General features: G+C 62.9%; 22 protein-coding genes. 13 read left to right on the forward strand and 9 right to left on the reverse strand.

The features are described from left to right. Positions 1-383: 383 nt before the first annotated feature. The 3 genes from EJ068_RS15340 (at position 384) to ligD (ending at position 4376) form a co-directional block, all read left to right on the forward strand. A complete protein-coding gene (locus tag EJ068_RS15340; RefSeq protein WP_127253443.1) occupies positions 384-890 on the forward strand; it encodes a ferritin-like domain-containing protein in 507 nt (168 codons plus the stop codon). 114 nt (positions 891-1004) lie between these two features. Next, a complete protein-coding gene (locus EJ068_RS15345; protein WP_127253442.1) occupies positions 1005-1865 on the forward strand; it encodes a Ku protein in 861 nt (286 codons plus the stop codon). 9 nt (positions 1866-1874) lie between these two features. Beyond that, positions 1875-4376: a DNA ligase D gene (gene ligD, locus EJ068_RS15350; protein ID WP_127253441.1), complete on the forward strand. Its 2502-nt coding sequence runs from the start codon at positions 1875-1877 to the stop codon at positions 4374-4376. Between the two features lie 314 nt (positions 4377-4690). Here the strand turns inward: ligD and EJ068_RS15360 are convergent, their stop codons facing one another. Then, the gene (locus EJ068_RS15360; protein WP_127253440.1) at positions 4691-5365 is read right to left on the reverse strand and encodes a winged helix-turn-helix domain-containing protein; all 675 of its coding nucleotides are present in this window, start codon (positions 5363-5365) and stop codon (positions 4691-4693) included. Positions 5366-5636: 271 nt separating this feature from the next. Here EJ068_RS15360 and EJ068_RS15365 point away from each other — a divergent pair, with 271 nt between their 5' ends. The 5 genes from EJ068_RS15365 (at position 5637) to msrA (ending at position 8536) form a co-directional block, all read left to right on the forward strand. Continuing rightward, positions 5637-6005, forward strand: coding sequence for an NIPSNAP family protein (locus EJ068_RS15365; protein WP_127253439.1), 369 nt, complete (start codon positions 5637-5639; stop codon positions 6003-6005). Further along, on the forward strand, positions 6002-6346 hold the full coding sequence (locus tag EJ068_RS15370; RefSeq protein WP_127253438.1) for an antibiotic biosynthesis monooxygenase: 345 nt from the start codon (positions 6002-6004) through the stop codon (positions 6344-6346). Before EJ068_RS15365 ends, EJ068_RS15370 begins: the two co-directional genes overlap by 4 nt. Positions 6347-6462: 116 nt before the next feature. Beyond that, entirely contained in the window at positions 6463-7149 is a 687-nt protein-coding gene (locus EJ068_RS15375) for a DUF1223 domain-containing protein (RefSeq protein WP_128298040.1), read from the forward strand. 88 nt (positions 7150-7237) lie between these two features. Then, positions 7238-7543 carry a hypothetical protein gene (locus tag EJ068_RS15380; RefSeq protein WP_127253001.1) on the forward strand — a complete coding sequence of 102 codons (306 nt, stop codon included), beginning with the start codon at positions 7238-7240 and terminating at the stop codon, positions 7541-7543. A gap of 255 nt (positions 7544-7798) precedes the next feature. Further along, a complete protein-coding gene (msrA, locus tag EJ068_RS15385) occupies positions 7799-8536 on the forward strand; it encodes a peptide-methionine (S)-S-oxide reductase MsrA (RefSeq protein ID WP_127253000.1) in 738 nt (245 codons plus the stop codon). A gap of 435 nt (positions 8537-8971) precedes the next feature. On the opposite strand, the gene EJ068_RS15390 is transcribed toward msrA, so the two are convergent. Further along, on the reverse strand, positions 8972-9376 hold the full coding sequence (locus EJ068_RS15390; RefSeq protein ID WP_127252999.1) for a hypothetical protein: 405 nt from the start codon (positions 9374-9376) through the stop codon (positions 8972-8974). Positions 9377-9392: 16 nt separating this feature from the next. Between EJ068_RS15390 and EJ068_RS15395 the strand changes: the two genes are divergently transcribed. Further along, positions 9393-11096 (forward strand): phospholipase D-like domain-containing protein, encoded by a 1704-nt coding sequence (locus EJ068_RS15395; RefSeq protein WP_127252998.1) that lies wholly within the window; start codon positions 9393-9395, stop codon positions 11094-11096. A gap of 288 nt (positions 11097-11384) precedes the next feature. Here EJ068_RS15395 and EJ068_RS15400 read toward each other — a convergent pair whose 3' ends face one another. The 4 genes from EJ068_RS15400 to EJ068_RS32630 all read right to left on the reverse strand — a co-directional run bounded on the left by EJ068_RS15400 (position 11385) and on the right by EJ068_RS32630 (position 13792). Beyond that, positions 11385-11756, reverse strand: coding sequence for a hypothetical protein (locus EJ068_RS15400; RefSeq protein ID WP_127252997.1), 372 nt, complete (start codon positions 11754-11756; stop codon positions 11385-11387). Between the two features lie 352 nt (positions 11757-12108). After that, positions 12109-12456: a hypothetical protein gene (locus EJ068_RS15405; RefSeq protein WP_126080281.1), complete on the reverse strand. Its 348-nt coding sequence runs from the start codon at positions 12454-12456 to the stop codon at positions 12109-12111. Between the two features lie 362 nt (positions 12457-12818). Continuing rightward, the gene (locus EJ068_RS15410; protein WP_127252996.1) at positions 12819-13328 is read right to left on the reverse strand and encodes a hypothetical protein; all 510 of its coding nucleotides are present in this window, start codon (positions 13326-13328) and stop codon (positions 12819-12821) included. A gap of 11 nt (positions 13329-13339) precedes the next feature. Beyond that, complete coding sequence (locus EJ068_RS32630) at positions 13340-13792, reverse strand: hypothetical protein (RefSeq protein ID WP_245463429.1); 453 nt, start codon at positions 13790-13792, stop codon at positions 13340-13342. A 312-nt stretch (positions 13793-14104) separates the two neighbouring features. On the opposite strand from EJ068_RS32630, the gene EJ068_RS15420 reads away from it, so the two are divergent. Beyond that, complete coding sequence (locus tag EJ068_RS15420; RefSeq protein ID WP_245463460.1) at positions 14105-15841, forward strand: ATP-binding protein; 1737 nt, start codon at positions 14105-14107, stop codon at positions 15839-15841. Positions 15842-15868: 27 nt separating this feature from the next. Here the strand turns inward: EJ068_RS15420 and lepA are convergent, their stop codons facing one another. After that, positions 15869-17674, reverse strand: coding sequence for a translation elongation factor 4 (lepA, locus tag EJ068_RS15425; protein ID WP_127252994.1), 1806 nt, complete (start codon positions 17672-17674; stop codon positions 15869-15871). A 417-nt stretch (positions 17675-18091) separates the two neighbouring features. Between lepA and EJ068_RS15430 the strand changes: the two genes are divergently transcribed. Next, positions 18092-19183: a TadE/TadG family type IV pilus assembly protein gene (locus EJ068_RS15430; protein ID WP_348527731.1), complete on the forward strand. Its 1092-nt coding sequence runs from the start codon at positions 18092-18094 to the stop codon at positions 19181-19183. Between the two features lie 117 nt (positions 19184-19300). On the opposite strand, the gene mbfA is transcribed toward EJ068_RS15430, so the two are convergent. After that, the gene (mbfA, locus tag EJ068_RS15435) at positions 19301-20284 is read right to left on the reverse strand and encodes an iron exporter MbfA (RefSeq protein ID WP_126063482.1); all 984 of its coding nucleotides are present in this window, start codon (positions 20282-20284) and stop codon (positions 19301-19303) included. A gap of 180 nt (positions 20285-20464) precedes the next feature. Between mbfA and EJ068_RS15440 the strand changes: the two genes are divergently transcribed. Together EJ068_RS15440 and EJ068_RS15445 are read left to right on the forward strand one after the other, a co-directional pair. Then, positions 20465-20788 carry a hypothetical protein gene (locus EJ068_RS15440; protein ID WP_126080275.1) on the forward strand — a complete coding sequence of 108 codons (324 nt, stop codon included), beginning with the start codon at positions 20465-20467 and terminating at the stop codon, positions 20786-20788. Positions 20789-21220: 432 nt separating this feature from the next. Next, positions 21221-22198 (forward strand): threonine/serine dehydratase, encoded by a 978-nt coding sequence (locus tag EJ068_RS15445; RefSeq protein WP_127251358.1) that lies wholly within the window; start codon positions 21221-21223, stop codon positions 22196-22198. 89 nt (positions 22199-22287) lie between these two features. On the opposite strand, the gene EJ068_RS15450 is transcribed toward EJ068_RS15445, so the two are convergent. Next, positions 22288-22767, reverse strand: coding sequence for a hypothetical protein (locus tag EJ068_RS15450; protein WP_189342067.1), 480 nt, complete (start codon positions 22765-22767; stop codon positions 22288-22290). Between the last annotated feature and the right edge of the window lie 42 nt (positions 22768-22809).

The raw sequence follows: 22809 nt of genomic DNA on the forward strand, positions 1-22809 counted from the left end.
GTCCCGCTTTCGGATGTCCCGTCCGAATTGTTCGAGAGCATAGCGTCGAGGCGTGAATAGTCGGTGAACGTGATGTTAATTTCTGGTCCGAAACTCGTTGCATCGTGGCCGGATTGCGGCTGATTCGCGGTGTTTCGGTGCCTTTCGTCGCCTTTCCGCGCCGTGTGACTTTTGCATCACATATGTTTCGTTCGGATGTCGCTTGGCCGCGCCTCTGTTTCACCTTCGCCCGGCGGCAGGAAATTTCCTTTCTCCCGGCCGGGCGGACAGGAACCTGTCACGGAAGACGACGTTGATCCGCAAGGACCGGGATGAACCCGGCCATGTTGACGGCTGTCCGCCGCGCAACTCCCCGACAATGCGAAACATGGAAGGCAACCGCCATGGGCTTCTTTTCGAAGGACATCCAGACACTGGACGATCTCTTCATCCACACGCTGCGCGACATCTATTATGCCGAGAAGCAGATCGAGAAATCGCTGCCGAAGATGATCGACAAGGCGACCGATCCGCAATTGAAGGCCGGCTTTGAGAAGCATCTCACGCAGACCAAGGGTCACATCGAGCGGGTCGAGCAGGTGTTCGAGCTGCATGGTGTCAAGGCCAAGACCGTCAACTGCCCGGCCATCGATGGCATCCTCGCGGAGGCTGACGAGGTCAGCGGCGATGTCGACGACAAGGATGTCCTCGATGCGGCGCTGATCGCCTCCGCGCAGGCCGTCGAGCACTATGAGATAACGCGATACGGCACGCTGATCGCCTGGGCCAAGCAGCTCAGCCGCAGCGATTGCGCCAATGTGCTGGCCAAGAACCTCAAGGAAGAAGAGGCGACCGACCGCAAGCTCACCGAGATCGCCGAAAGCAAGATCAACCTGCAGGCGGCCGAATAGCCTGACGATAAGGCCGGCGCATGGCGTCGGCTTTCCCGTCCCCGGGAACCGAAGCGGCGTTCCGGTCGTTTCGGTTTGTCCGATGTTGCCCCGATGTTGCAAGGAGTGTTCGTCATGGCGCCGCGCCCCGCCTGGAGCGGTTATCTCAAGCTTTCACTGGTCACCTGCGCCATCCAACTGAGCAACGTCGTCACCCACGCCGAAAAGGTGTCCTTCCACATCCTCAACCGAAAGACCGGCAACAGGGTGCGGCGTGTCTATGTCGACCAGAAAAGCCAAAAGCCGCTGGAAGAGGATGAGGAGGTCAGGGGCTTCGAGGTCGGCAAGGACGAATTCATCCGCATCGAGGACGAAGATATCGAGGCGGTCCAGATCCAATCCTCGCACACGCTCGATCTCGACGGTTTCGTCGACAAGGCCTCGATCGACCAGGTCTATCTCGACACGCCCTATTACGTCTCCCCCGCCGACAAGGTCTCGCAGGAGGCCTTCGCCGTCATTCGCGATGCGCTTGCGGAGAAGAAAATGGCCGGCCTCGCCCGCATCGTGCTTTATCAGCGGGAGCGCCCGGCGATGATCGAGCCATTCGGCAAAGGCATGCTGCTGACGACGCTGCGCTACGGAGATACGGTTCGCGACGCGTCCGGCGTCTTCGCCGACATCCAGTCCGCGAAGCTGGACGGCGAGATGGTCGGGCTGGCCGAGACTATCATCGACAAGAAGAAGGCGAAGTTCGACCCTGCAAAGTTCAGGGATCGGTACGAAGAATCGCTGCTCGAGCTGGTCCGCTCCAGGAAGGCCGGGAGAAAGGCGCCGAAGGCCAAGGCATCGCCGAAACCGTCCAATGTCGTTAACCTGTTCGACGCGCTGAAGAAGAGCCTCAACGCGGATGACGGCAAAGCCGGCAAGGCATCGTCCAAAGCGCCGGCCAAACGAGCGAAGGCCAAAGCCGCGCCGAAGCGCAAGTCCGCATAGGAGCCCGCAATGGCCAGCCTCGAACAATATCACGCCAAGCGCGACTTCAGGAAAACCGCCGAGCCGGCCGGCAAGGTGAAGCGCGGCAAGCAGGCCGGCGGCATCTTCGTCGTCCAGAAGCATGCCGCGACGCGGCTTCACTATGATTTCCGCCTGGAATATGACGGCGTGCTGTGGAGCTGGGCGGTGACGCGCGGCCCGAGCCTCGACCCGCATGAGAAGCGGCTGGCCGTGCATGTCGAGGATCACCCGATCGACTATGCTTCCTTCGAAGGCACCATTCCAAAGGGCCAGTATGGCGGCGGCTCGGTCCTGGTGTGGGACGAGGGTAGATGGATGCCCGATGGCGATCCCGCTCAGGGCATGAAGAAGGGCCATATCGACTTCGAGCTCGAAGGCCACAAGCTCAACGGCCGCTGGCATCTGGTCAGGCTGAGGCCGCGCCCCGGCGAGAGGCGCGACAACTGGCTGCTGATCAAATCCGACGATGCCGCCGCCCGTCCCGGCGAGGATATCCTCGAAGAAAAACCGAAATCGGTGAAATCGGGCCTGACCATCGAGGAGGTCGGCGAAGGCAAGGCGGCCAAGGGGCAGACGCCGAAGGTCTGGCAGTCCAACAGGCCCGCCAAAGCCAAGGCCGGCCGGGCCGGGCGGCTCGAATTCATCGAGCCGCAACTGGCGACGCTGGAGAAGGAAGCACCCACCGGCGACGACTGGCTGCACGAGGTGAAATTCGACGGCTATCGCATGCAGGCGCAGATCGAAGGCAGCGAGGTCAGGCTGCTCACCCGCGCCGGCCTCGACTGGACAGGGAAATTCGAGGGGCCGGTCACAGCGGCCCTGGCCAAGCTGAAATGCCGCGACGCCATCATCGACGGCGAGGTCGTGGTGCTGGCCGACAGCGGTGTGTCGTCCTTCCCGCTGCTGCAGGCGGACCTGTCGGCCCGCCGCGCCGACCGCTTCATCTATTATGTCTTCGACCTGGTGCGGCTCGACGGCGAGGACCTGCGCCGCGAGCCGCTGGTCGAACGCAAGCAGGCGCTGGCCGAACTGCTGGGCCGGCAGCCCGAGGATTCGGCACTGCGCTTCAGCGATCATTTCCACGAACCCGGCAAGGTCATGCTGCAGCATGTCTGCCGCATGGGCCTCGAAGGGGTGGTGTCGAAGCGCGCCGACGCGCCCTATCGCTGCGGGCGCGGCCTCACCTGGATCAAGTCGAAATGCACGCTCAGGCAGGAATTCGTCATCGGCGGCTATCTGCCTTCGGACAAGACGGGCCGCGGCCTGCGCTCGCTGCTGGTCGGCTTCAATGAGGGCGGCAAGCTGCACTATGCCGGCCGTGTCGGCACCGGCTTTTCCGGCAAGGTGATGACGGATCTGAAAAAGAAGCTCGATCGCCTCGAGGCGAAGACATCGCCCTTCTCGGCCGCGGTGCCGAAGGGCAAGGGGCTCACCTTCGTCAAGCCCGAGCTTGTCGGCGAGGTGGAGTTCCGCAGCTGGACATCCGACCGTATAATCCGTCATGCCTCGTTCCAGGGGCTGCGCGAGGACAAGCCGGCGGAGGAAGTCGTGCAGGAAAAGCCGAAGCAAGCCGGCAAGGCCGAGAGCGAAGCAAAGCCGGGCGCAAAACCCGCCAAGACCTCAGCCGGAGCGGCCAAGACCTCGATAAAACTCTCGCATCCCGACAAGCTGCTGTGGCCGGACGAGAAGGTTTCGAAACAGGACCTGCTCGAACACTACGCGCTGGTCTGGCCGCGCATGGAGCCATTCGTCGTCAACCGGCCGCTGAGCCTGGTGCGCGCGCCGGACGGCATCCACGGCCAGCGCTTCTTCCAGAAACACGCCTCGCCCGGCATGAGCGACAAGATCGCCCGCATGAAAGATCCGACCGATGGCGAGGAGATCCTCTACATCAAGGATTTCGACGGGCTGGCGGCGCTGGTCCAGTACGGCGTGGTCGAGGTGCACATCTGGGGCTCGACGATCGATGAGCTGGAAAAGCCGGACCAGATCATCTTCGACCTCGACCCGGACGAAGGCGTCGATGTCTCCAAAGTGCGCGAGGCGGCGCTCGACATCCGCAGGCAGCTCGACGATTTGTCGCTGCCCAATTTGGTCAAGACCTCCGGCGGCAAGGGCTATCATGTGCTGGTGCCGCTGAAACCCTCGGCGGAATGGGACGAGGTCAAGGATTTCGCGCACGACTTCGCCCGTGCGCTGGAGCAGGCGGCGCCCGACCGCTACACCGCGACATTGTCGAAGAAGGCGCGCACCGGAAAGATCTTCGTCGACTATCTGCGCAACGGCCGCGGCTCGACCACCGTCGCGCCCTATTCTTCGCGCGCCAAGAAGGGCGCCACGATATCGATGCCGGTGACCTGGCCCGAGATCGAGAAGGGGCTGGCGCCGAATGCCTTCCCGCTTGGGGATGCTTCCACACTGGCGCAACTGAAGAAAGCCGATCCGTGGAGGGAGTTCTTCAAGCTGGGGAAGGCGTTGAAAAGGGGGTGAGCCTCGCAAGCGCCGGGCAACGCCGCGATCCTTCGCGCCCCCTCTGTCCTGCCGGACTGCGCGGCCCTTCGCTGTCGCTCAGGGCTTTCGTCGCTCGGAAAGCCAAGCAATTGGCTTCCCGTCCGCTGCGCGGACCGCTCCTCAACCCCCTCAAGGGGGGAGATTGGCAGTCTCGACGCCTCGCTTGTCCTGCAATGTTGAAGGTTGGCGAAAGCCGGCATGACATCGATCTCCCCCCTTGAGGGGGAGATGCCCGGTAGGGCAGAGAGGGGGCCTCGCGCCAGCATTGCGAGGCTGTCGTTAGTGCGCGCCCCCTACGCCAGAAACACCCTCCCAAACTCTTGCCTGCCCCTCGGCGAGAACACCACGGCTCGGTTGTCCTTCTCGCGGCGGGCCCATTTCTCCGCGATGATTTTGTCGAGGATAGCGGCGCCGAGCATCCCGGCGAGATGCGAGCGCCGCACGCTCCAGTCGAGGCAGGCGCGGCACACCGGCCGCCGCGCCTTGGCCTGGATCTCGATGCCGAGCGCGGAAAAATGCGCGGCACCGGCTGGCGAGAGCCTGATTTCATTGTCCTCGCGCAGCAGAAGCTTCCGGTCGAAAAGCCGGTCGAGCATGGCCACCGCCTGCTCGCCGGCGAGGTGGTCGTAGCAGACCCGCGCCACCCGCATCGCCGCGTCGCGCGGTCCCGGCCGCACCCGCTTCGGACCGACCGCCTCGGCGACGCCGATGATCGCCTCGATCATGCCGGCCACCTGCGCGCTGGCCAGCCCGTAATAGCGGTGACGGCCCTGGCTCGCCAAGGTGAGCAGCCCGCCCTCCATCAGCTTCGACAGATGGGAGGAAGCCGTGGGCATCGACACGCCGGCTTCCAGCGCCAGCTCCGACGCCGTCAGCGCGGTGCCGCCCATCAGCGCGTTCAGCATGTTGGCGCGGGCCGGGTCGCCGACCAGGCTGGCGATGCGGGCGATGTCGGGTCCTTCACGCATGGTTCGATCCTCATCGAAGCATTCACGTCAGGGAAGCATTATTCTGGGCTCATCTCAAGCAGCCCGGGCAAACACTCCTGACAGGAGGATGCCTAGAGCATGATCCCGAAAAGTGGGAACCGGTTTTCGGAAAAGATCATGCTCCAACAAAGAGTTAGAGCAGGATGACGATTCAACGAAACGTCATCCTGCTCTAGCACAGAGCCGCCAGCGATGTTTCGATCACGGTCGAAGCATCGATGCACGCAAGCCAACCGACGAGGAGACCGACATGACCATCACCTGCTTCATCCGCTACGAGATCGACCCGTTCGGCCGGGCGGCCTTCGAGCAATATGCGCGCGCCTGGGGCCAGGCCATTCCGCGCTGCGGCGCCGAGCTCATCGGCTACTACGCGCCGCATGAAGGCTCGGCCACCACGGCCTATGCCGCCTACAATATCGAGAGCCTCGCCGCCTATGAGGCCTATCGCGCCCGGCTTGCCGAGGACCCCGCGGGCAAGGCAAATTACGAGTTCGCCAGGCGTGAGAAGTTCATCTTGAAGGAAGATCGCGTCTTCCTGAAGCTGGTGTCGGGACCGCACGGTCCAAGGCAGCTCTTTCGCACCGACGTGACCGTCAAGGAAGGAATAGAGGCATGATCGCTGTCATCTTCGAGGTCGAACCGGCCGAAGGAAAGCGCGATGCCTATCTCGGCATCGCCGCCGAGCTCAGGCCATTGCTCGAAAGCATCGACGGCTTCATCTCGGTCGAGCGCTTCCAGAGCCTGACCGATCCGAAGCGGGTGCTGTCGCTGTCCTTCTGGCGCGACGAGGAAGCGGTGAAAGCCTGGCGCAACACCGAGGAGCACCGCCAGGCGCAAAAGGCCGGCCGCGGCGGCATCTTTGCCGGCTACCGTCTGCGCATCGCCCAGGTCGTGCGCGATTACGGGCTGACGGAAAGGGCCGAAGCGCCGGAAGATAGCCGCGCGGTGAACGGATGAGCCTTCTTCCGCGATCGGAAGAGAAGCGGCCTGCAATCACAAACCGGTGAAGCCTGTAACGAAGCGATCCGCGGTGGCGAAATGGGAGCATGACCCCGCTACGGAGATTGCTTCCCATGACCCGATTGAAGACAGGCCTGCTTGCCGGCGCGATGCTCGTGGCCACGATCGGTGCCGCGGCCGCCCAGCCACTCACCGTGGTCGAGCTGTTCACCAGCCAGGGTTGCTCGTCCTGCCCGCCGGCCAATGCCAACCTGATCAAGGTCAAGGACCAGCCGGGCGTGCTGGCGCTATCGTTCAACGTCACCTACTGGGACTATCTCGGCTGGAAGGACACTTTTGGCCGCAAGGAATTCACCGACCGCCAGGTGACCTATGAGCCGTCGCTCGGCCATGACGGGCCGTTCACGCCGCAGGTGGTGGTGAATGGCAGCCATGACGCCGTGGGTGGTGCGCCCGGCGAGATCCAGGGCCTCATCGCCAACAGCGGCCACCCGCAGGGCCCCGAGCTTTCGCTCGGGCAGGGCAAGGTCAGCATCGGCGCCGGCAAGGCGCTGGGCGGCGGCGCCGACATCTGGCTGGTGCGCTACAACAAGGGCGTCGTCGAGGTGCCGGTGGCGCGTGGCGAGAACACCGGCCGCACGCTGCCGCACGCCAATGTCGTGCATGCGCTGACAAGGCTCGGCAGCTGGAACGGTGAAGCGACAACGCTGCCGCTGCCGGCGGCCAGCGGCGGCTTGAGCACCGCCGTGCTGGTGCAGGCGCCGCGCGGCGGGCCGATCCTGGCCGCCGCCGCCAACTGATTTTTCATTCCCTTTCGCGCGGGGCCGCATGGGCGGCAACGCTTCACCAAGGCCCGCATGCGCGCGCCAAAACCCAAGGAGTACGACCATGACCAAGTTCCTCACGCTGCCGGCTCTGGCCTTCGCGCTTTCCGCCGCGGTCTTCGTGGCCGGCGCCCGCGCCGACGACGCGACCAACGCCATGAAGCCCGCCAATGCCATGGCGACCGATGCGATGAAGCCAGCGACGGACGCGATGAAACCGGCCGACGCCATGAAGCCCGACGCGATGAGCACTGAGGCGATGAAGCCGGCCACGGATGCCATGAAGCCTGCGGATGCGATGAAGCCTGCAACCGACGCCATGAAGCCGGCGACGGACGCGATGAAGCCGGCGGATAGCACCGCTCAGTAAGGTGAGCTTGGCACTTCCCCTCACCCGGATTGCCAACCGAATTGCGAAGAGCAATTCGGGGCAATCCGACCTCTCCCCAAGGGGAGAGGAGCGGTCGGCGCCGCCGCTATCTCTTCTCCCCTCGGGGAGAAGGTGGCCGCGAAGCGGCCGGATGAGGGGGAGCGCCGTTGGCGGTTACACACCGCCGCACGGCAAAGTGACAACCTCCCGACGGCTTCCTTCGTATATGCTAAGACAATGACAGGAGATCAGGACATGAACGGCACAAAGACAAAAGCCGCGCGGCCATTCTTCACCCGCGGCGCGCTTGCGGCGCTTGGCCTTGCGGCAGTCGCCGCGGCCGTCTTCTGGCAGAGCCCGGCGCGTTCGGCCGAGGACGCGGTGGTGATCCCGCCGCCGGCAATGGACGAGAAGGCGGCGAGCGGCACCGAGAAGGCGATCTTCGCCGGCGGCTGCTTCTGGGGCGTGCAGGGCGTGTTCCAGCACGTCAAGGGCGTCAGCAAGGCGGTATCGGGCTATACAGGCGGCAGCGCCGAGAACGCCGTCTATGAGGTGGTCGGCACTGGCCGCACGGGCCATGCCGAATCCGTCGAGATCACCTACGACCCGTCGAAGGTCACCTACGGCCAGCTGCTGCAGGTCTATTTCTCGGTCGCGCACAACCCGACGCAGCTCAACTATCAGGGGCCGGATTCCGGCACGCAGTACCGCTCGACGATCTTCGCCGAGAATGACGAGCAGAAGAAGGTCGCCGAGAGCTACATCGCCCAGCTCGACAAGGCCAAGGTGTTTTCGAAGCCGATCGTCACCACGCTGGAAACCGGCAAGACCTTCTATCCGGCCGAGGATTATCATCAGGACTTCCTGACGCTGAACCCGACCTATCCCTATATCGTCTACAACGACCTGCCCAAGATCGAGAATCTCAAGGCGCTGTTCCCGCAGCTTTACAGCGAGAAGCCGGTGCTTGTGCTGGCCTCCAGCAAGAGCTGAGAGACCGTTTGGAAATTCTACTCCGGCGGCCATCTGCCGGCGGTTTCTGCGCTACTGCAGCGCCGCGCGTCCTCTTGGACGCGCAAAGGACGCTGCAGCACTTTTGCTTGGCGCATGATCCTTTCCGAAAATCGATTTCGATTTTCGGATCATGCGCAGGCTCACGGACCTGATGTCCGCTCCGCTCCGGTTCTCGAAACCACCACCATATGACTCGCCGGAGCGAATTTCGAAACGGTCTCCGGGCCGGCCGGTTCCCGGCTTAGGGATATATGCGTGGCGGATGCCTAGGCGATTGGCCAAAGCCTACGCGAAGTCGTCATCCACGGGCGGAGCAAGGAGCGAAGCGACGCGCGCAGACCCGAGGATCCATGCCGTGACTTCCGAGCGCCGCAATGGTGCAGAATTCTGCTCTGATGCATCCTGCGCTCAAAGTCATGGCATGGATTCCAGGGTCTCCGCGACGCCGCTTCGCGGCTGCTCCGCCCAGGAATGACGAGGTTCGGGCGGCTTTGGCCAATCCCCTGCCTTCGCGCCGATTTCAAGGACAGAAACGGTGAACGGCGTCGCTCGCACTTTCCTGGAGTGCTCCAGCCCGGTCTGCCGTTTGAACCCATGACCCTCGAAACCATCGCCCTTGTTTTGCTTGCAAACAGAGCACAGTGTGAAGCAGTTCATAGAGTTATACTTGACGCTGCAAAACATTGACGTTCGATCTTCTGCCGCCACATAATCACCGCCGCCACCTTCTCGAAAGTTCTGTTTCAGTTGATCCGGAGCATTGCTTCCGGCGCGGATTTTGTTGGCTGCAGTGATATGCCGGACCAGCCGGCGCTGCATCGGGGAGGACCGACAAATGGCCGTCCAGATAAAGGTTTCCGTCTACACCAATGGCGACGACGCTTTCGTCGCCTGGGCGCCGAGCGACTTCATCGCCGGATGCCGGGGTTTCCTGCTCGAGCGCGGCCGCAAGGTTGGCGCGACCGAGAAGATCGAGACGGTGGAGAACCGCGTCGGCTTCACCAAGGACAGGCCGAAATCGGGCGACCACAGGCCGTCCGACGTCTGGCCGTTCCAGCGCTTCAACTGGACCGACCATGCCGCCGATGTCGGCAATGTCGTGCGCTACCGGGTCACCGCGATGATGAGCACGGGCCCCGGCAAGCCGCTGATCAAGGGCGCTTCCAGCGACTGGACGGAGTGGAAGACGCTTGCCACCGACGCCGGGGGCGGCTTTTCCTGCTACTTCAACCGCGGGCTGGTGCTGTCGCAATTCGTCGCCCGCTACATGGCCAAGAACAGGCTGACGCCGGCGGCCTTCAAGAAGAGCCTGCAGACCAATGGCGACGCGAAATTCCGCGCCTTCCTGGAAGGCGATCTCGGCCTGCGCATGGTCGGGCTGACGCAAGGCGCCGGCGACGAGCTGCATGCCGCGCTCTACGAGCTCGGCGACGCGACGCTGGAGACGGCGCTGATCGGGCTCGGCCCGCGGCTGCATCTCATCCTCGCCAACGGTTCCGACAAAAGCGGCGACGGCAACAAGGACGCGCGCAAGAACCTCAACGACCACGGCATCTCGACCATCGACCGGATGCTGAAATCGAAAGGGCTCGGCCACAACAAGTTCGTCGTCGTCTCCGAAGACGGCGAGCCGAAGAAGGTGTGGACCGGCAGCACCAACTGGAGCACCACGGGCCTGTGCACGCAGGTCAACAACGGCCTGCTGATCGAGGACGCGGCTGTCGCGGCGCATTTCCGCAAGAATTGGGACCTGCTCAAGGATGCCTCGCCGCCGAAGACCGACCCGGCCAATTTCACGCCGGCGCTGATCGCCGACAACGACGCGCCGAAAACCTTCACGATCGGGAGCGCCAGGGCGACCGTCTGGTTCACCCGCACCTCGAACGGCGCCGACATGGATGCGCTGCGCGAGGTCATCAGCTCGGCCCGGCAGGCGGTGCTGTTCTTGATGTTCACGCCGGGCAAGCAGGGGCTGCACACGCTTGCCGGAGAGCGGGCCAAGGAGAAAGGCATGTATGTGCGCGGCGTGGTCTCGACGCTGAGCGCGGACGAGGGCGGCACCGGGCAAAATTTCCTCGACATCGACCTGGTGAGCAGCGATCGCAAATTCACGCCCGACCGCTATGCGGTGGCGCAGCCGCAAGGCCTCGACGCGCCGCTCGGGCCATGGATCGCCGAGGTCAACCGGCGCGAGTTCCTGTCGCAGATCGGCCACGCCATCGTGCACTCGAAGATCCTGGTGACCGACCCGCATTCGAAGGACTGCGTGGTGGTGACCGGGAGCCACAATTTCTCGGCGCCGGCGAGTCGGAAGAACGACGAGAACCTGGTCATCATCCGTGGTCACCGCAAGCTCGCCGCCGCCTATGCCACCTACGCGATGTCGGTCTACAGCCACTATCGCTACCGCTCCTACATCCGCGAGATGCGGGCTGAGGGCAAGACGCCGTGGAGCTATCTCGACGACGACGATCAGTGGCTGAAGACCGAGCTCCGGACCAAGGCGCAGGAGATCGCGTTCTGGACAGCGCAGAGCTAGCTTCCTTCTCCCCGCTTGCGGGGGTGAGGAGTGGTCCGCGCAGCGGACGGAAAGCCAATTGCTTGGCTTTCCGAACGACGAACGCCCGGAGCGACAGCGAAGGGCCCGTGCCCGAAGGGCGGATGAGGGGCAGCGCCGGCGTCTGCAGTTTGAGCGCCGGCTGCCTGCCTTTGCCCAAGGTCGCGCCGTCCCGCTTTACCTGAAAGCTCAGCGCCGCCCCTCATCCGCCTGCCGGCACCTTCTCCCCGTAAACGGCCCACTAGGGGGAGATCAGCAGCTTCGGCGCCCCTACTCCTCCAGGTCGATCTCCTCGGTCTGGCCGCCGCTGCAGGTGTAGCAGCAATCCTCGCAGGTCTCCTGGTTGTTGGGGCCGACGCCCCAATAGGTGCTTTCGTCGCCGTCCACCCAGGCGCCGTAGCAGATCTTCTCGCCCTCGTTGCAAGAGATCGGCAGTTGCTTGGTCTCGCCGTCGTCGAGATAGAAATCCTTGCCATCGCCCGGCCAGACATAGTCGCGGTCCTGGCTGTAGAGCTCGACGCGCATGGCGTTGGGATGGTTGTTCCTGATCTGGAAGGTGACGTCGCCGGCATGGGCGGCGGGCGCGATGAGGACGGCAAGCGAAAGCGCGGCGGCGGCGCGGCGCGCGAAAGAGATGGACATGAGAACCCCCGAGACAGAATCGGCCCCCACGGCCGATGCCGGATGATGGCATGAGGCGTGGCGATGCCAAGGGGTGGGGAGGAAAATAGTGGGGTGAATTTGAGGGGATTGGCGAAGACGGCAGCGACGTCTGATCTCCCCCTTGTGGGGGAGATGGCCGGCAGGCCAGAGGGGGGCGCGAAGGATCGCGGCTTCTCAGGATTAAGGTTCCTCGCCCCACGAAGTGGGGAGAGGTGTCTCGGCGAAGCCGAGACGGAGAGGGGAGCGCCCTACGAAGGCCCCCTCTCCGTCCGCTTCGCGGACACCTCTCCCCCGCTTTGCGGGGGCGAGGAACCCAAGCGTTGAACTCCCCCTACTCCGCCAGGTCCACCGTCTCTGTCGAATGCTCCACGCAGATGAAGCAGCAGGTGTCGCAGGGCTGGTCGTTGTCGGGGCCGACGCCGGCGCTGACGGAATCGTCGCCGTCCACCCAGGCGCCCCAGCAGATATGCTCGCCGGGCTCGCAGGAGATCGGCACGGATTTCTTCGCCTTCGGCCGGATCAGGAACACCTTGTCGCCGCCCGGCCAGACTTTCTGGCTGTCGCGGCTGAACAGCTCGAGCGCCACGCCGTCCGAGCGCTGGTTGCGCACGAAGACCGACATGTCGGCGGCGGCGGCCGGCGTGGTGAGGAGAAGGAGAGCGAGCAGAGCGCGAATCATGGCGAGGTCCCCGAGGGGAGTAGAGCACGGGTGGAGTGCGTAATCTCCCCCCTTGTGGGGGTTGAGGAGCGGTCCGCGCAGCGGACGGGAAACCAATTGCTTGGCTTTCCGAGCAACGAAAGCCCGGCAGGGCAGAGGGGGGCGTGAAGGAACGCGGCGCCTGTGAGTTCGCGTTTCCTCGCCCCACGAAAGTGGGGAGAGGTGGCTCGGCGAAGCCGAGACGGAGAGGGGAGCGCCCTACGAAGGCCCCTCTCCGTCCGCTTCGCGGACACCTCTCCCCGCACGTGGCGGGGCGAGGAACCTAGGCCTTGAGATGCCGGCGGGACAGCGCCCCGCTGTCCTGCCGGACATCTCCCCGCGAATCACCGCCTCACCACCACATGCGGTGCAAACTTCTTCACCGCATCCACCAGGTCCTGCCCCCGCACGTCGAGCGAGGAGATCTCCATATGCACGGTGTTCCGGCCGAAAGGCATCAGCCCGAAGGCGTTGGCGGAGGAATAGCGGATTTCGTCGGGCGGCTCGCCGGTGAGCTCGAAATTGAGCATCGCCGCGCCCTTGCCGCCGGCGGCAAGCCGCACGCTCCGCACCTTGCTCCACGGCACCAGCACGTCGCCGGCGCGAGCATCGCGGAAACCACGCTGATCCAAGACGACCTTGACCGAAGTGTCGAAAGCGCCGCGCGCGATAAAGGCGCCGAGCCCGAGACAAGCGGCGGCGAGCAGCGCGATCCACAGCACATGCCCTCCATCCGCGCCCGAGGCCACGCCCTGCAGCGCGCCGAAGCCGAAGACGCCGCCGATCAGGAACGGCCCGAGCGCCGGAAAGATCTTTCCCGACGGGCTGTTGCGGAGTTCGAGCGGCGCGGCCATGGCCCTGGCACTCAGCGCTCCGCTTTCAGCAAAGTCCAGATCCAGCCGACGAAGGTCAGCACCAGGAACGGATAGCCGAGCGCCGGCAGCGGCGACGAGGTGGGCAAAAGCGGCGCGCCCCACAGGATCATCAGCACCGAAACAGTGAAGAGCGCGGCGGCAATGAGCCCCGTGAGCCGCATCCAGAGCGCGAAGGTGGCCTGCGCGCTAACCATGACCAGCCCCGCCGCCCACAGCGCAATGCCGCCGGCATAGGAAGGCACGCTGGCCTGCAGCCCCGCCGCATTGCCGGCCAGAAGCAGGCTTTCGCCGGCGAGGAAAGTGAGAAAGCCGGCCGCGACGAGATCATTGCCGAGCCGCTGGTATTTTATCGTCAGCAGCGCCGCGGCGACGACGATGCCCGCGCCGTCGATGGTCCACAGCGTCTCGCGCAGCGCGTCGCTGCCAACGAAAGTGCCCGCCATGCCCAACGCGCCGCCAATGGCGAGGCCCCGACGGTGTCCGAGGTGGAGCGCATGTGATGTCTCCCCAAGCCGGGGAACAGGATACGCCAAGGTGGGCGGATGGAGAAGGGAGGACACTAGGCAAGTGCACTGGGATCATAGACACGAACTGAAAAATCGAAAGCAACCTCCCGAAGGAACAGAGGCGAGGGGGTTCGATGGCGGGAGGCTCAGGGCCGAAATGACGTGCGACACCGTTACGGCTCAGGCAGAATCATGTAGGAATCTAACCTAAGACGGCACTAGCGGGAGGAGGTTTAAATTCTAAGGCGAATCGAGTTCGAGAACTTTCGAAAGCACTCTAAATTCCGCGTTACCTGCAAAGAGCGAAATATCTTCGTAGGTCCAAACAACGCTGGAAAGTCTTCAGTGCTCGACGCCCTCCGGCTGTTCGCTGACGTAGCTCGCTACGCGGAATACAGACTTCCGGTCCTGAAGACCCAAAGTCCGTATGGCGTTTGCGCAACATACGAAATGGCTAATAAGAATTTTTGCCTGCCCATTGCAAATATACCGACAGATGAGTCGGAAGATGACGTTAAGATTTCGATATTTCACGAGAATGGATCCGCCCTTCACATTATACTGAACGTCGACCGTCAACCAATCGTTTTCATACAATCAGATAGAAGAGCAAAGAGCACCAAGGCCTTCTTCAGAGACTGCTTTCCAGAATCCATAATTGTCGTTCCGACGCTGGGTCAGTTTGAGGAAACCGAGAAACCGAACGATCCCGATTACGTTAGAAGCGTCGAGCATACTCGACTTGCTGCGCGAAACTTTAGGAATATTTGGCGACAGAAGAGCCACGGCGAATTTCAGGAATTCTCCGCGCTAGTGGAGGGTAATTGGAAAGATATCGAGGTTCAAAAACCGAAAGTAATTGTTGGAGTGCCATCGACGCTTGAGATGATTTACCTCGAGAAGGGGTATCCAAGAGAAATCTATTTGTCAGGATTTGGATTTCAGGCGTGGATGCAAATCATGGCCCATTTTCTTCGAGGGTCGGGAGGAGATATCCTCGTTCTGGACGAGCCTGACGTGTACCTCCACGCCGACCTACAGAGAAGACTTTACGGCATTGCCAAGAAGAGATTTTCTCAGATTTTTCTTGCCACTCATTCGGCAGAGATCATGAACGAAGCCAACTCAGGCGATGTCGTTCTGGTGAGATCGGAACTGCAGACAGGGAAGCGGATCACCACCGAGGAAGGCTACCGTAGCGCGCATGCGCTATTAGGTTCCTCAGAGAACGCCGACTTTGCGCGTCTTTCTAGAGCCAGAAGGATAATAGCATTCGAGGGAAACGATCGCTCCATCTATCGAAGGTTCGAGCAAATGCTGATTCCCGATGGGGTATTTAGCGATCCTGACACGATGCTGCTCAAGATAGGTGGGTACGAACAATGGCCTCGGGTAGGCAACCTGCCTTGGGCCTTTCAGGAGCTTTTTGGAATTCAACCCAAGATCGCCGCGATCTTTGACCGAGATTATCGATGCTTGGACGAAATTGAAGGCCACGAGCAGAAGCTAAGAAGGTCGGGGGTCTTCTGTCATGTCCTCCGGCGAAAAGAGATCGAGAACTATGTCATCGCTCGGGACGCGATCTACAAGGCTACGCAAAAGGCAGCTAAAAAGAAAGAGAAAACGATAGAAGATGCGTGGATCGACAATACCTTGTCCGCTATTTCTTTGGAAATGCGCGAGGATTGCCTCATTAACGTCCAATCGGCGACAAGCAAGTACTATCAGCTCAAACGCGACGGTAGGGACACTCAGACCATTCTGAAGTTGGCTAAAAGCGAATTTGATAAAGATTGGACGACTCGGGGATATAGTTGTCGAATTTCTGGAAAAGAGTTTTTTTCGGCTTACAATCGGGTGCTTGACGAGGCCTACGGGATATCTATCTCGCTGTTTCAGGTTTTGGACGAATTCCACGCATCGGAATTCGATGTGGAATTCTGTGACATGCTCACTGAGGTAAATCGATACTTCGCTGAGGAGTAGCGAGCGCTCCGCGCGCCAAAGCCCCCCTCAATCCCCCATCTTCAGCGCCTGGATAAACGCCTCCTGCGGGATATCCACCTTGCCGAACTGCCGCATGCGCTTCTTGCCCTCTTTCTGCTTGTCGAGCAGCTTGCGCTTGCGGGTCACGTCGCCGCCGTAGCATTTGGCGGTGACGTCCTTGCGCAGGGCCGAGACGGTCTCGCGTGCGATGATGCGGCCGCCTATGGCCGCCTGGATCGGGATCTTGAAGAGATGCTGCGGGATCAGCTCCTTCAGCTTCTCGCACATGGCGCGGCCGCGCTTCTCCGCGGCCGAGCGGTGCACAAGCATGGATAAAGCGTCGACCGGCTCGTCATTGACCAGGATCGACATCTTCACCAGGTCGCCCTCGCGATAATCGGTCAAATGATAGTCGAAGGAGGCGTAGCCCTTGGAGATCGACTTCAGCCGGTCGTAGAAATCGAACACCACCTCGTTGAGCGGCAGGTCGTAGGTCAGCATGGCGCGTTTGCCGACATAGGAGAGATCGGCCTGGATGCCGCGCCTGTCCTGGCAGAGTTTTAGGATGCCGCCGAGATAGTCGTCGGGCGTCAGGATCGTGGCGCGGATCCACGGCTCCTCGATCGAGGCGATCTTGACCACGTCGGGCATGTCGGCCGGGTTGTGCAATTCCTTCACCGTGCCGTCGATGAGGTTCATGCGATAGACGACGCTAGGCGCGGTGGCGATGAGGTCGAGGTTGAACTCGCGCTCCAGCCGCTCCTGGATGATCTCCAGATGCAGCAGACCGAGGAAGCCGCAGCGGAAGCCGAAGCCGAGCGCGGCCGACGTCTCCATCTCATAAGAGAAGCTGGCGTCGTTGAGGCGCAGCTTGCCGACGGCGGCGCGCAGATCCTCGAAATCGGCGGCGTCGACCGGGAACAGGCCGCAGAACACCACCGGCTGCGCCGGCTTGAAGCCGGGCAGCGCCTTCTGCGTCGGGCGGCGGTCCTCGGTGATGGTGTCGCCGACGCGGGTGTCGGCCACTTCCTTGATCGAGCCGGTGAAGAAGCCGAATTCGCCCGGGCCGAGCTCGTCGACATTGACGCGGGCCGGCTTGAACACGCCGGTGCGTTCGACGAGATATTTCGCGCCGGTGCCCATCATGCGGATGGTCTGGCCCTTCTTCATCACGCCGTCGATGATGCGCACCAGAACGATGACGCCGAGATAGGCGTCGTACCAGCTGTCGACCAGCATGGCCTTGAGCGGCGCGTTGATGTCGCCCTCGCGCGGCGGCGGCAGCTGGTGAACGATCGCCTCCAGCACGTCCGGCACACCGAGGCCGGTCTTGGCCGAGATCAGCACCGCGTTGGAGGCGTCGAGGCCGATCACCTCCTCGACCTGCTCGCGGATGCGCTCGGGCTCGGCCGCCGGCAGGTCGACCTTGTTCAGCACCACGACGATCTCGTGGTTGTTGTCGATGGCCTGGTAGACATTGGCCAGCGTCTGCGCCTCGACGCCCTGGGAAGCGTCCACCACCAGCAGCGACCCCTCGCAGGCGGCGAGCGAACGCGACACCTCATAGGCGAAGTCGACATGTCCAGGCGTGTCGATGAGGTTCAGCACATAGTCCTCGCCGTTCTTGGCGCGGTAGTTGAGCCTGACCGTCTGGGCCTTGATGGTGATGCCGCGCTCGCGCTCGATATCCATCGAGTCCAGCACCTGCTCCTTCATGTCGCGCTCCTCCAGCGCGCCGGTGAGCTGGATCAGCCGGTCGGCAAGCGTGGATTTGCCATGGTCGATATGGGCGACGATGGAGAAATTGCGGATGTGGTCGAGCGGCGTCGTCATGCGGCGCGCTTTAGCAGGGGCGGGGTTGAGGGGCAAGCGGCGGGGCTTTCCTTCGCCCCGCTTGCGGGGGTGAGGAGTGGTCCGCGCAGCGGAGGGAAAGCCAATTGCTTGGCTTTCCGAGCGACGAACGCCCGGAGCGATAGCGAAGGGCCGCAGTGCCCGAAGGGCGGATGAGGGGTGAGTCCGTCGTCGACGGGTGGGCACCTTGCGCCGCGGATGACGATGATCATCGTTCGGCTGACTCACCCCTCATCCGTCTCGGCGCTACGCGCCGATCCACCTTCTCCCCGTAAACGGGGCGAAGGGGCCGCACACGAAACATTCAAAACCGCTTAAACATTCCTCCACCGCTTTAGGGCATGCTCCGCGCCCGGATGGTAAACCGGCTCCGATGCCGCGATGATGAAGGCCTTAAGCATGCCAAGTTCTGCCCGAAAGTTCAGCCCGGCCGCGCTGGCCGGAATGGCGAGGCGCTTCCTTGCTAGCCGCGACGGCTCGATGATGCCGATGATGGTGCTGCTGACGATCCCGCTGGTGACGGCAGTCGGCTTTTCGGTCGACTACACCTCGGCGGTGACGACCCGCAGCGACATGCAGAACGCGCTCGACGCCGCGATCATCTCGATCACCACGCTGCCGACGACGACATCGCTGGCCGACCGCCAGACGGCGCTGCAGCAGGCCTATGCGGCCAATAGCGGCCAGGGCACGGCGACGCTCACCAGCGTCAATGTCGACAGTTTCGGCGCGGCGACCTTCACCGCCACGGCCAACTATCCAATGCCGACCAATTTCATGCAGATCGCACGGATCGACACGGTGCAGGTCGGCGTCGGCTCCGCGGTGCGCAAGACGCCGGCGCTGGTGCAGTCCACCTTCAAGGTGACGAAGGTGTCGGGTTACTGGGCAAAGACCATGACGCTCTACGGCACCAAGTTCGGCGCCACGGTGGCCAAGCCGCTGATGACGATCAGCTATAGCTATAACGGCTATGGCGATCCGAAGGGCTACGGCACGACCACGGTGAGCACTGTCAACGGCTCCACCAGCACAGTGGTGCAAAAACAGGTGTGCACGACCGGCACACTAAAGTCCCTGCAGAAGAGCCTGCCCGCCGGATCAGTGATCCAGACCGACCAATACGGCACCAGATATTCTTGCGCCGACACCTTCTATCCTGCCAATGGCGCCGGCGCGGTGATCGACGTCAGCCAGATGGACCAGCTCTATCTGGAGATGGACGTGCCGTCGGGCAACCCGAAGGTGCTGAAATCGAACGACCCCGCCACCTCGAACCGGCTCTATATCGGCACCAGCGCCACCAACACGCCGGAAGTGGCGACCGGCAAGACCGTCAACATCTTCACCGCGGTGCCCTGCGGCCAGCCCGGCTACCAGGCCTGGGAAGACGGCGGCAACCCGGTGCCCGCCGACGTCAGCAACGCCGATTCTTCTACACCACCACCGGCAAATGCGACTACAACCAGCGCCCGTCGGAAACGGTGCTGACGCAGTAGGGCGCGGCTTAGCGCGTTTCACCGTTTCACGGAAACGGCGAACCGCTCTACCTCCTTGTTTTTACGCAATTCCGGACGGAAAACCGCTCACACTTTTCCTGGAATTGCTCTAGGCGTTCCCGATCAGCACGCCGGCCCCGAACACCAGCGCGCCGCCCAGCACCACCTGGAAGGCGGCGCGCCAGAACGGCGTCTGCATGTAGCGGTTCTGGATGAAGGCGATCGCCCACAGCTCGAAGAACACCACCACCGCCGCGACGATCGTTGCCGTCCAGAAATAGGGGATGAGGTAGGGCAGCGCGTGGCCGAGCCCGCCCAGCGTCGTCATGATGCCGACGGTCAGGCCGCGCTTGAGCGGCGAACCGCGCCCCGACAGCTTGCCGTCGTCGGAGGCGACCTCGGTGAAACCCATCGAGATGCCGGCGCCGATCGAGGCGGCGAGGCCGACGAGGAATGTCTGGAAAGTCGCATGGGTGGCGAAGGCGGCGGCGAAGATCGGCGCCAGCGTCGACACCGAGCCGTCCATCAGCCCGGCCAGCCCCGGCTGCACATAGGTGAGGATGAACTGGCGCTGCTCGGCGCTCGCTTCCTCCTCCTTGACCGCACCCGGCACGTGCTGCTGCTCCAGTTCGTGCGCCGAGCTCTCATGGCCTTGCTCGGCCAGAGCGAGATCGTCGAGCAATTTGCGCGTCGAGGCGTCGGTGGTGCGCTTGGCGGCCTCGACATAGAAGCGGTAGGCCTGCCGCTCCATGTCCTCGGCCTGCCGGCGCACATGCTCGATGCCGAGCGGCCGCACCAGCCAGTCCGGCTTGCGCTCGTAATAGCCCCTCACATGCTCGCGCCGGATCAGCGGAATGCGGTCGCCGAATCGCTTGCGGTGAAGCTCGATCAGCGAGTCGCGGTGGCCGTCCTCCTCCTCGGCCATCGCCTCGAACACCTTGGCCGATTGCGGAAAGTCCTGCGCCAGGCCATCGGCATAGGCGCGGTAGATGCGCCCGTCATCCTCCTCGGAGGAGATCGCCAGCGCCAGGATCTCCTGCTCCGACAGCGAATCGAAGGAACGGCGGCCGAAGCCGAAAACACGGGAAAGCATGATGGGATCACTCTAGTTTAGAATGATTCTAAACTATGGTTTCAAGCGCCCAACGTCAATTGCGAAGGCCACCGCCGCGCGCGAAAATGGATGACCAGACGTGCTCGGAGCGGCCCCTTCATTATTGCCGAATGTTAACCTATATTGACGCGACAGCCGAAATCGAAGGAGACCAACGCAATGACGGAGAAGAAGCCGCCGCACGCATTCGACGCCAAGCCGGTGCTCGATCTCATCGCCAGCATCGAGGCCGACCTGAGGCGCCTGAAGGGCCTGGTCGAGGAACAGCTCGAGAAATTCGATCCCGCCAACCCGCACAACAAGACGCCGGACGGCAAGCTGACCGAGGAGGGCGCGGAGTGCTGCTACCGCATGTTCGACGAAGGCAAGTCGCGCTACACGGTTTCCCAGCAGATGAAGATATCCTTCGCCGCCGCCACCCACCGCTTCAACACCTGGCGCAAGCTCGGCGGCAAGAAGCGGACGCCGACGCTGCTGGGGTGAGGGGGGCGTTCGCAAGGACCGCGATTGGCCGTGGCCACATTCCCGATCCATGCCGTGACGCTAAGGCGTTGCAGCGGGTACAGAATTCTGCACCGTCGCGCGCATGGCAAAGGTCACGGCATGGATACTCGGGTCAAGCCCGAGTATGACGAAGGGATAGGGGACTCGGCTAATCGCATAGGTCGCGCCAACAGCGCCCGCTCCGCCCGGCGCCACTTTCAGCCACAGCGCTTTCTCGTCCAGTATCAAGACAAGCCCAGCGACCCGGGACAGCATCAGCCTTTTGCGATTGGCGGTAGCCAAAACTCCCGACGAAGGTGAAGGCGCGCCAGCGCACCACCGCCAAACCTTGTCCCCGTCACATTTTTTCGTTGGCGCGCGCCGGCCTTTTGCGTGCACCATGGGCGATCGCGTTCTTTCGCAAGGCCCACCATGACCACCCTGCCCGGCATCCTGGACATCCGCGCCGCCGCCGAGCGGCTTTCCGGCCTGATCGTCGAAACGCCGCTGATCGAATCGCCCGAGCTCAACAGGCGCCATGGCGGCCGCATCCTGTTCAAGCCGGAAACGCTGCAGCGCACGGGCTCCTTCAAGATCCGCGGCGCCTACAACAAATTGTCGACGCTCAGCGAGGAAGAGCGGGGCCGCGGTGTCGTCGCCTTCTCGTCCGGCAACCATGCGCAGGGCGTGGCGGCGTCGGCCGCGATGTTCGGCGTCAAGGCGGTGATCGCCATGCCGGCCGACGCGCCGGCGATGAAAATCGGCAATGTCCGCAGGATGGGCGCCGAGGTGGTGACGTTCGACCGTTTCAAGGATGACCGCATGACGGTCGTGCGCCCCTATATCGAACAAGGCATGGCGCTGGTGCCGCCCTTCGACGATCCGGCCATCATTGCCGGCCAGGGTACGATCGGGCTGGAATTGATGCGGCAGGCCAAGGCGCTCGGCGTGGCGCTCGACGCCGTCGTCATCCCCTGCGGCGGCGGCGGCCTGTCGAGCGGCATTTCCGTCGCCGTCAAGGACGCTTCGCCGCAAACCGCCATCTGGGCCGTCGAGCCCGAGCATTTCGACGACACGCGCCGCTCGCTGGCCAAGGGCGAGCGGGTCTCGAACGATCCCGGCCACAGCTCGATCTGCGATGCGCTGCTGACTGCCGAGCCCGGCGCCATCACTTTCGAGATCAACCGCAGGAATCTCGCCGGCGCCATCGCCGTCTCCGACAAGGCCGCCGCGCAAGCGATGCGCGACGCCATGGCCCATCTCAAGCTGGTGGTCGAACCCGGCGGTTGCGTCGCCTTTGCCGCGCTCTCGTCCGGCGAGATCGACCTCGCCGGCAAATGCGTCGCCGTGATCCTGTCCGGCGGCAATGTCGATTTCGGTACCTATGCCGAGATCATGACGGCCGCGTAGGACTGTTGCGCCTACCACAAGCGTCAGGCCTTCAGCTTGTGTGGCTCAAAAGGCCCAATCACCTTTGGTTCGCCGGATTTCCTCTGAGGTCAGGAAGTGGATCTCCATAAGGATCGGTTCTTCCGGTCCTCGGAAGAAATGCAATTCCTATGGGGAAGCACAAGGCGGCGCACTGTTTCGGAGGCACTGTCGACTTGGTACTCTTCGCTGTGAAGGCCGAGATCAGTAAGCAGCGCCTTGGCGGAGGAAAGTCTCATGGCTGGGCTGAAGCCATCGAGATCGATTTGGCTGTTTCCGCTCCACTTCAAAGGTAAAGACTTGGCGACGTCCGGCATGTGCCACAGCTTGATGCTGATGCGGTTGACGCGAGCCCGATTCCGGCGGGTCAGAATGTCGATCTCCAGGTCGCCATAGCCAAGAAGAAAGCCGCAGGGCTGATTCTGATAGACATACAGCCATTTCGGGAAGCCAAGGTGCTTCTGGACTGGGCCGAGATCGGCTCCGACACGCAAGGGCATGTCTTTCTTGCCCGTGATCAAAGGAAGGATATGAAGTTTGCCCCGCAGCATCTATCAACCTGAATTGGCCCGTCACAGGCGATGCACTCTATA

It is taken from the genome of Mesorhizobium sp. M2A.F.Ca.ET.043.02.1.1, assembly GCF_003952405.1.
In the GTDB taxonomy this organism is placed as follows: domain Bacteria; phylum Pseudomonadota; class Alphaproteobacteria; order Rhizobiales; family Rhizobiaceae; genus Mesorhizobium.